The sequence below is a fragment of the Ferruginibacter sp. HRS2-29 genome, from assembly GCF_024343615.1.
In the GTDB taxonomy this organism is placed as follows: domain Bacteria; phylum Bacteroidota; class Bacteroidia; order Chitinophagales; family Chitinophagaceae; genus Ferruginibacter.
Map to the genome: position 1 here is coordinate 88,160 of NZ_RJUB01000142.1, position 9,951 is coordinate 98,110.

The following is a 9,951-nucleotide window of genomic DNA, read 5'->3' on the forward strand; positions in this document are numbered from 1 at the left end:
TATGGACGGGTTGATACGGTCGAAAATTCTCCGGAATCAGCCCGTCGTTATCAGGGTCATAGTTGCCCGAACGGGCACCATCGAAGAAGACATACGGAAGGCAATCGGTTTTTTACAGCCATTATACAACATAGATTATCTCAAGACTGCCCTGGATTCCCCGGCCCTGATAATAGCGGCTTTGACGGAACTTGACAAAAAAGGCGCTGACATTATCTGTATCTCAAGAGGAGGTGGCGACCTCGAAATATTCAACGATAATGATGTCTGCCGAAAAATAGTGGGGCTGAACGCTATCACAGGGTCTGCTATAGGACACGCTTCCGACGAAAACCTTTTTGATCTGGTAGCTGATAAAAAATTTGCAACACCAACCGCTTTTGGAAACTATTTAAAACTGATTCACCAAAAGACTATTACAGAAATAGAGAATAATAAAAATGAACTCAATAAAAATTCAGCCGGTAAATACCAGGAACAAATCAAAGACTTGAAAGAATCTGTCGTAGACCTGCAATCAGAAATTTTTGCCGCGAACAGGGCACTTTTCGAAAATTCGTCGACATTAAAAAAATATGAACGCAGGCTAAAATCAACTTCCCGTAATAATAGAATTTTAACCGCAACAGCAATCATCCTGACTCTTCTTTTGGCAATATTGCATTTTATATAAAAGTCCCTGTCTACTGGCATACCCCACTTATCGACCTATAACTTACTGTCTTCTATTTCCAGGTTTGCCTGCCTGAATTCTGTCTACATTTAACTTTCTAAGTGTGAAAAACGTAGCATGATTGAAAAAAAATTACCTTTTTGCCCGTTTTTATTCTGTTTCTCCTTTTACCCTTCAAACAATTCATGTTTCAACGCAGAACGCTGCCATCAACACCGATGGCAGCGCCCCTGACGCTTCTTCGGCGCTGGATCAAAAATCCATCTGAATAGTGGCCGATCTTCGGTCGTCCGTTGTCCATTGCCAATGGTCGGTCATCCAATACCGCTTTTAGCGTTTGCTTTGTAATGTGTCTTTCATAATTCCCGGATTTTTCAGTAAATTCGTATACAACACATGCAGCTAAAAGAATCCACCGTTACATACAACCTCAACGAAGAGGAAGAAAAGAAAGAGATCCTTCGCCAGTACAGGGCTTTATTACGCGTTTTAAAAACGAAGCTCAAGCCGGGTGACAAGGTTCTGCTCCGTCGTGCCTTTGAAATGAGCGCCGAAGCGCACAAGACCATGCGCCGCAAAAGTGGCGAGCCCTACATCCTGCACCCGCTGGCTGTGGCCAAGATATGTGTGGAAGAGATCGGTCTCGGTATCCGCAGTACCATCTGTGCGCTTTTGCACGATACCGTGGAAGACACCGACATCACCCTACATGATATAGAACGTGAGTTTGGGGCCGAAATAGCCCGCATCGTAGATGGCCTCACCAAGATATCTACGGTGATGGACACCAACACTACCCAACAGGCTGAAAATTTCAAGAAGATCCTGCTCACCCTCACCGACGACCCAAGGGTGATCCTCATCAAACTTGCCGACCGCCTGCACAACATGCGCACCATGGACAGCATGAAGCGGGAAAAACAGCTGAAGATATCTTCCGAAACCGTGTACGTATACGCGCCCCTGGCGCACCGCATGGGGCTTTACAGCATCAAAACGGAAATGGAAGATCTCGCCATGAAATACATGGAGCCGGACACTTACCGTTTTATCGCTCAAAAACTGAATGATACCAAACGCGAACGCAGCCGTTACATCAATGATTTCATCAAGCCGATCAAAGAAAAGCTGGACAAAACGGGCTTTGATTTTGAAATTTACGGCCGGCCAAAAAGTATACATTCCATCTGGAACAAAATAAAAAAGACAGGCGTTGCTTTTGAAGAAGTATATGATCTTTTTGCGATCCGCATTATCGTAAACGCTCCGCCTGAAAAAGAAAAAGAAGATTGCTGGAAAGTGTACAGTATCATCACCGATGCCTACATACCAAGCACAGAGCGCCTTCGCGACTGGCTGAGCAATCCTAAAAGTAATGGTTACGAAGCATTGCATACCACCGTAATGGGGCCGCAGGGAAAATGGGTGGAAGTACAGATACGCACCAAACGTATGAACGAGATCGCCGAAAAAGGACTGGCAGCCCACTGGAAATACAAAGAAGGCGTGACCGACGAAAGCCGTTTTGATAAATGGTTTCACCAGATCCGTGAAGCCCTGGGAAGCAATGATAGTAACTCATTAGACTTCCTGCAGGATTTCAAGACATCTTTTCTTACCGAAGAAATTTATGTGTATACACCAAAAGGTGATATCAGGATGTTGCCGATGGGCGCTTCCGCACTCGATTTCGCTTTCAGTGTGCATACTGCTGTGGGCAGCAAATGTATCGGGGCTAAAGTGAACCATAAACTCGTGCCTATCAGCCACAAACTCAGGAGTGGCGACCAGATAGAGATCATTACCAGCGCCAAGCAAAAGCCAAATGCGGAATGGCTCAATTTTGTGGTGACCAGCAAGGCGAAAACAAAGATCAAGGATACGCTCAAAGAAGAAAAACGCACCATCGCCGACGAAGGAAAATATATCCTTCAGCGCAAACTCGACGGCATGAATGCTTCCATGAGCCAGACCAACCTGGAAGAACTGGCTTCATTTTATAAAGTTACCAGCAGCCTCGATCTGCTGTACGATATAGCTGTCAAAAAAATCGACCTCAAAGAACTTAAGGAATTTACGGTTCACGGCGATAAACTTACCGCCCCGAAACCTGTGGTAAAACACGAGGAGAAGCAGGAGTATGATCCTTCCAGACATCACCCGAATAAAAAAGACGCGGAACTAATCATATTCGGCGAAGACAGCGACAAGATCATGTATACGCTTGCCAATTGCTGTAAACCCATCCCCGGCGATGACGTATTCGGCTTTGTAACCACCGGCGAAGGCCTCAAGATCCATCGCACTACGTGTCCGAATGCGGCAAGGTTGCTGGCAAACTTTGGTCACCGTGTGGTAAAAACCAAATGGGCGAAAAACAAGGAGATCTCTTTCCTTACCGGTCTCAAGATCATCGGTCTCGACGATGTGGGTGTCATCCACAAGATCACCAACCTTATCAGCGGCGAACTGCGGGTAAACATTTCCGCGATGACCATTGAAGCAAACGATGGTATTTTTGAAGGAAATGTAAAAGTGTTTGTACACGATAAGGAAGAACTGGAAAACCTGGTGACGGAATTATTGGCATTGCAGGGAATTGAGCGGGTGGACAGGTATGATATAGAATAAGGTGACGGGTTACGGGTTGCGGGTGGATGATCGTTTGCGAAACTTTCTCTGCGAAACCTTTGCATTCTCCGGCACTCTGCGGTTACAGAAACTTCTCTTTACCGCAGAGAACAAGAGAGAGCAGAGGTTTCGCAGGGATATACCAAAACATATTTACTCCGATGATAAAAAAGACAATTCTGCTTATTATTTACTTTTCTCCATTTTTGATTTTTGCGCAGCAACAAAAAATAATTTTCAAAGCATACACCGAAGCCGATAAACTCGAACAAAAAGTAATTTCCTGGCGGCGCGATTTTCATGCTAACCCCGAACTCGGGAACAGGGAATTCCGCACTGCGGAGATCGTTGCCAAACATTTACGTTCACTGAATATGGAAGTCACCACCGGGGTTGGAAAAACCGGGGTGGTGGGAATCCTGAAAGGTGGGCTTCCGGGCCCGGTCATTGCACTGCGTGCGGATATGGATGCACTGCCGGTCACGGAACGCCCTTCTCTTCCATTCGCCTCAAAAGTGACGACCACCTACAATGGAAAAGAAACAGGCGTAATGCACGCATGCGGCCACGATGCCCATACCGCCATCCTGATGGGTGTTGCGGAGATATTGTCGGTCATGCGGAAGGATATCAAAGGTACCATCAAATTTATTTTTCAGCCGGCGGAGGAAGGTGCGCCTGCAGGCGAAGAAGGCGGTGCCAAACTGATGGTGAAAGAAGGTGTGATGGAAAACCCTAAAGTGGATGTCGTGTTCGGGTTGCATACGGATGCCCTTTCGCCCGCAGGGCAGATCTTATACAAACCAGGCGGCTTTATGGCGAGCGCCTGCGACATGAAGATCATCGTGAAAGGAAAAGGTTCGCATGGCGCTGCGCCGTGGATGAGTGTAGATCCTGTGGTGACTGCTTCGCAGATCATTTCGGCACTACAAACCATTGTGAGCCGCAATGTAAACCTTACAGAAAACCCTGCGGTGATCAGCATCGGTTCCATCAGCGGAGGCAACAGATTTAACATCGTTCCCGAACAAGTGGAAATGCTTGGAACGGTTCGCACATTTAATGAAGACGATAGAAAAATGATCTTTACCCGCATCCGCGAAATAGCCACCAACATTGCCGAAGCAAATAAAGCCACCGCGGAAGTCTTACTTCCTTTGAGCGTAGAATTTCCGGTGACTTTCAACGACTCTTCATTGGTGCAAAAAATGTTGCCCTCCCTTCAGAATGCCGCGGGTATTGCTAATACTGTACTGACACACCCGGTTACAGTTTCCGAAGATTTTAGTTATTACCAGCAGAAAGTTCCGGGGCTATATTTTTTCATCGGGGGCCGCCCGGTCAATGCCGCTCCTACCAGCCATCATACGGCAGATTTCTTCCTGGATGAAAGCAGTTTCAAAGTAGGGATGAAGGCGTTTCTGGCGCTGGTGTTTGATTATGGCAAATAGCAGTCATTGTGAGGAACGAAGCAATGACGGTTCTATTAAGCATCTTCTAAAATTCGTGTAATTCGCTATAATTCGTGTAATTTCATCCCCTAAAATATTCACCATGCAAGAATTAATTACATTGCTTACAGAAAAAGCAGGTATCAGCGCCGAGCAGGCTTCTAAAGTTTTAGATACAGTTAAGGATTTTGTAAAAGACAAATTTCCGATGATGGCAGGTGCGGTAGATAATCTGCTCGGAGGCGATGCCAAACCTGAAAGCGGTGCCAAAGCAGAAGGCGGCAGCGATTTTTTGAGCGAAGCCACAGATAAGCTGAGCAACCTTTTTGGCGGCGATGCAAAATAATTTTCCAAAATGGATGGCTGCCGTAAAATACTTTGCAGCCATCCGTTTTAATTTTCGTTACAATACTTCAGGATAGCGTCTATATCCGCATCAGAAAGATGAGGCATCGCCATCATAGGGCTCTGGTTATACTTCTCAAACAAGGATCTTGCATATTCATCCCTTTTGATCACATCTGCAGAATTGCGCACAAATTCATACAGCAGCTTTTTATCTTTCCAGTTTGCTTCAACGCCATTCAGTTTTGGCCCCACAAAATCGGAAGAAGGCCTGTGGCATTGTGAACAATTCACTTTGTAAAGCTGCTCACCATCCGGGCCTTTCGCCACAGTATTCTCCCCGGCCTTTTCGCCAGGGTTATTGCAGGCGGCCATAACAATTGCCACTACCGCTACCATATATTTTTTCATATAAAAAATTTCAGACCAGTAATCAGGATTTGCTCCATAAAAAAACCATCCCAAAATTACGGAATGGCTTTTTGATTATTTACAGTAAATGTGATTACCTTCTCAGGTAACTTGTTACGACATTATAATTTGTTGGATTCAGCTGGTATTTAATGCTGCCGATCAGCCTGCTATTGGTAAGTGTTTGTAATGTAAACGTATCGGCATCTATCTTGATCTGCGATTCGTTCAGCAATTCGTATGATGCCGTATCCGGCTCATCTGTACCGAATTTGGAATATACTTTTCCATCACTGCGAAAATCTACATAATCATTACCTGTACCCGGGGTACTTACCGTATCATCCGAAGAAGTGGTAACGGTTCTCACAGTAGTGCTGTCCACCAGCCAGATGTGTTGTAATCTTTCCTGTGCAATTGCTTTAGGATCGTCCGCATCGTCTTCGCAGGAAGCCATCGCTACGCTACCGATCATTAAGCCGAGGGTGATTTTCAGAAGTGTTTTCATGATATTTGTTTTAGGAGGTTAAGAACGCAACCTGTTTCAAGGATTGCGCCAAAGCGCTCATAATGTGGAAAACTCCACTGGCAAAACCCGTATAACAAAATTATCACTTTAATACTTCCCTGCTGATCACAAGTTTTTGGATTTCGCTGGTGCCTTCACCGATGGTGCAAAGCTTACTGTCGCGATAAAATTTTTCTACCGGGAAATCTTTGGTATATCCATAACCGCCGAATATCTGCACGGCATCCGTACTTACTTCTACCGATATTTCGCTGGCGTAATATTTTGCCATTGCCGCCTGTTTTGTCATGGGCAGGCCTTTCATTTTCAGGTCGCAGGATTGGTTGATGAGCAGTTCCGCACATTCGATCTTGGTAGCCATATCCGCCAGCTTGAATGCGATGCCCTGGAAATTTGAGATCGGCTGATCAAACTGGTGGCGTTCTTTGGAATATTGCACGGACGCTTCGTATGCCCCTTTGGCGATACCGAGGCTCAATGCCGCGATCGATATCCTCCCGCCATCCAGCACTTTCATACTTTGTTTGAAACCATCGCCGATTTCGCCCAGCCTGTTGCTATCGGGAATGATGCAGTTATCAAATATCATTTCAGCAGTCTCGCTGGCACGCATGCCGAGTTTGTTTTCTTTTTTGCCTCCGCTGAATCCCGGCGTGCCGCGATCCACGATGAATGCGGTGCAATTATTCTTTGCCCTAGGTTCGCCGGTGCGGCAGATCACTACAGCCACATCGCCACTGCGGCCGTGTGTTATCCAGCTTTTGGTGCCGTTGATGATCCAGTTGTCGCCATCCTTAACAGCAGTGGTTTTCATATTACCCGCATCGCTGCCGGTATTGGGTTCTGTAAGCCCCCATGCACCGATGAATTCTGCGGTGGCAAGTTTGGGAAGATATTTTTGCTTTTGTTCTTCGTTTCCGAAAGTGAGGATATGACCGGTGCAAAGTGAATTGTGTGCTGCCAGCGACAGGCCGATAGAGCCGCATACTTTAGCTATCTCCTGTATCACCACACTGTATTCGAAATAACCGAGGCCGGTGCCGCCGTACTGCTCTGGCACGAGCACTCCCATCAATCCCAGTTTGCCCATTTCTTTAAAAATATGCAGGGGAAACTCCTGGCTTTCGTCCCACTCCATCAGATGTGGCTTGATGTATTGCTGCGCAAAATCGCGTGCGGACCGGGCTACCTGTTGGGTGAGTTCACTGGTTGTAAAGTTCATATGCATTCAATCGTTGAAGGGCAAAAATAGCCGAATATCCTTTATGCCGGTACATTAAGTTTGATGATACTACAAGGACTTAAAAAAAACGTTACCTTTTCACAATTAATTATTTTACCATTAACCGGCTTATGAAGTACCTTTTACATACCTGCATTTTAATCTTATTATTATCTGTATCCGTAGACCTGTCTGCGCAAATGGCCTTTGGCTGGTCCAGGGCCTACGGTGGCAATGGCAGTGATTATATGGGGAAAATTGCTGCCGACTCCCGAAATAGTGTGTACAGTTACGGTATGATCAACAGCCCTTCCATACAGGTTGGCTCCTCGTCCTACAGCAATCTGGGAGCAACGGATATTTTGTTGATAAAACATGATACACTTGGTAACCTGCAATGGTCAATAAAATTTGGTGGTACAGGTGTAGACAGTGTCGGCAACATATCTACTGATGGCAGTGGAAATGTGGTAATCTCCGGCTCTTTCGAAAATTCCATCAGCATTGGTAGCTCTACATTCACCAGCAGCGGCGCAAGGGATAATTTTATTGCGAAGTTGGATAAAAATGGAAATATATTGTGGGCCCGGCATATAGCCGGCGTTGGAAACGAAAGGGCAGTATACGTAAAATGCGACCAGGCAGATAATGTTTATGTGACTGGTAGATATACCGGCACACCAGTAACCGTTGCCGGAACTACGATGCCGGCCAGTTCTACATATAATGTATTTTATTGCAAACTTGATAATAGCGGAAACCTTGTATGGGGAAAACAAAGTAGTACCCAAAATAATCTTTCTGTTTACGACCTCGAACTTTCATCCGATCAACGCAGCATCGTGCTTTTCTGTTCGGTAACAGGACATGTAAATTCTTCAAATGTCACTTTCAGTACCCCAGGAACGTTTGTACCCCTTGCGAGCGACCAGACTTATCTGAGTGCCCGAATTGGCACTGATGGAAGTTTCATCAGCCAGGGAGCATCCCTACGCCAGGGGGCATATTATAATGCTACCGGAGCAGCATTGTACGGTCCGGATAACTGCCAATTGCTTACAGGTAGTCTTACAGGCTTATCCGGCACCAACTGGGCCTACCTTGAAAAAACAAATCCTATTCCCGCTACGCTCAAAACTGTTTTTACGGGCACGCTTTCCACCATACCATTCCAGGAAAGTTTTGTACGTACCAGGGATCTCACTTACACAAAAAACGGTAAAATTTATGTAGTCGGATATGATGAAGGAATATCCATTTTTCCTCCGGGTTATTATGCCGGCATATCAGGCAAAACACACTTACTTGTCTGGGAAACAGACACACTGTTATCTACCACCGATGTTCTTTTATCGCCACCTTATAATAATGGCCTCGGCCAATTCAGTTCGGTAGCTGTGGATACATTGACCAATTCTCTTTATTGTGCGGGCACTATAGCGATCACTCAATCAGGTGGCCCTTTAATCCTGCGCCGCGACACGCTCACCGGGTATGCCTCAAATGATTTTCTGATATCAAAAATCAGTATCAACGGTTACCTGCCAGACGAACCACCCTTTATAGAAGTTGGCAGGGACACATTTCTTTGCGCAGGTAATTCGGTCAACATTGGCGATCCCGCAGGTGCCCGGTTTGGTGTAGCACCCTACCAGTATTCCTGGTCGCCTGCTATCGGACTTGCTGATCCCAATGCTCCCTATACATCAGCAACTCCGCCCACTTCACAAACATATGTTCTTACTACAACGGATGCCGCTTCACAGGTTTCTACGGACACGATCCGCATTACCGTAGCGACAGCTCCTGATCCGCTAACCGTTACCGCAAGCGGTGCTCTCACGTTCTGCGAGTACTCCACCGGGGTTACCCTTACTGCCAGCCCGGCCCACCAGTATTCCTGGAGTACAGGTCAAACAACGCGAAGCATTGTTGTTAACAGAACCGGCTCTTACACCGTCAGGGATTCATTGGGAGTAACATGCAAAAGCGCCACTTCAGTACCAATCGTAACCAATGCCTTTCCACGGCCCGAACAGCCTACGATTACTCCTTCCGGTGTGGTCACTATGTGCCTGGGAAATCCGACCCCACTTACCTCTAGTCCCGGTGATCAATATTTATGGTACCCTGTTGCGGCTACAACACAAACCTTCACCCCCAGTGTAAGCGCAAGCTACTGTGTGACTACCAGAAGCAACCAGGGTTGCCTGAGCCTTCCTTCCTATTTTGTAGTGGTCAATTTTGTAGCACCGCCAGCAACGCCGGCCGGGATTACAGCCAGCGGACCGCTTACCTTTTGTGAAGGCGGCAGCGTTACGCTCACAGCTCCCGTACTTGCCGCGGGCCATATACCTCTGTGGAGCAACGGCGAAACAACCCAGAGCATTACCGTCACAAGTACGGGAGGTTACTCAGTTAAGGATTCTATCCCGTCAGGTTGTGTGAGTGAATGGTCTTTGCCGGTAAACGTCATCGTAAACCCTTTGCCTCCGGCACCTGCTATTACCACCAGCGGGCCTGCTACGTTTTGCCAGGGAGAAAGCCTTACGCTGACCGCCGGAAATATTGACGCAGGACATGTTTATAGCTGGAGCAATGGCGCTGCTTCTCAATCAATCATTGCAAATACTACGGGCAATTATACTGTCAGGGACTCTATACCGAACGGATGCGTAAGTGTTCCTTC

General features: G+C 46.6%; 9 protein-coding genes. 6 read left to right on the forward strand and 3 right to left on the reverse strand.

From position 1 onward, the window contains the following. Position 1 precedes the first annotated feature (1 nt). From EGI32_RS16280 to EGI32_RS16300, 5 genes are all read left to right on the forward strand, one after another. The gene (locus tag EGI32_RS16280) at positions 2-673 is read left to right on the forward strand and encodes an exodeoxyribonuclease VII large subunit (protein WP_255156426.1); all 672 of its coding nucleotides are present in this window, start codon (positions 2-4) and stop codon (positions 671-673) included. Positions 674-794: 121 nt separating this feature from the next. Beyond that, positions 795-941, forward strand: coding sequence for a hypothetical protein (locus EGI32_RS16285; RefSeq protein ID WP_255156417.1), 147 nt, complete (start codon positions 795-797; stop codon positions 939-941). Between the two features lie 128 nt (positions 942-1,069). Next, complete coding sequence (locus EGI32_RS16290) at positions 1,070-3,304, forward strand: bifunctional (p)ppGpp synthetase/guanosine-3',5'-bis(diphosphate) 3'-pyrophosphohydrolase (RefSeq protein ID WP_255156418.1); 2,235 nt, start codon at positions 1,070-1,072, stop codon at positions 3,302-3,304. Positions 3,305-3,465: 161 nt separating this feature from the next. Next, entirely contained in the window at positions 3,466-4,755 is a 1,290-nt protein-coding gene (locus tag EGI32_RS16295; protein ID WP_255156419.1) for an amidohydrolase, read from the forward strand. 103 nt (positions 4,756-4,858) lie between these two features. Then, positions 4,859-5,101 carry a hypothetical protein gene (locus tag EGI32_RS16300; protein ID WP_255156420.1) on the forward strand — a complete coding sequence of 81 codons (243 nt, stop codon included), beginning with the start codon at positions 4,859-4,861 and terminating at the stop codon, positions 5,099-5,101. 47 nt (positions 5,102-5,148) lie between these two features. On the opposite strand, the gene EGI32_RS16305 is transcribed toward EGI32_RS16300, so the two are convergent. The 3 genes from EGI32_RS16305 to EGI32_RS16315 form a co-directional block, all read right to left on the reverse strand. After that, positions 5,149-5,511 carry a c-type cytochrome gene (locus EGI32_RS16305; protein ID WP_255156421.1) on the reverse strand — a complete coding sequence of 121 codons (363 nt, stop codon included), beginning with the start codon at positions 5,509-5,511 and terminating at the stop codon, positions 5,149-5,151. A 94-nt stretch (positions 5,512-5,605) separates the two neighbouring features. Then, on the reverse strand, positions 5,606-6,019 hold the full coding sequence (locus tag EGI32_RS16310; RefSeq protein WP_255156422.1) for a hypothetical protein: 414 nt from the start codon (positions 6,017-6,019) through the stop codon (positions 5,606-5,608). A gap of 103 nt (positions 6,020-6,122) precedes the next feature. Then, positions 6,123-7,262 (reverse strand): acyl-CoA dehydrogenase, encoded by a 1,140-nt coding sequence (locus EGI32_RS16315; protein ID WP_255156423.1) that lies wholly within the window; start codon positions 7,260-7,262, stop codon positions 6,123-6,125. Between the two features lie 131 nt (positions 7,263-7,393). Between EGI32_RS16315 and EGI32_RS16320 the strand changes: the two genes are divergently transcribed. Continuing rightward, on the forward strand, positions 7,394-9,951 hold a 2,558-nt coding region (locus EGI32_RS16320; RefSeq protein ID WP_255156424.1), incomplete at its 3' end, for a hypothetical protein.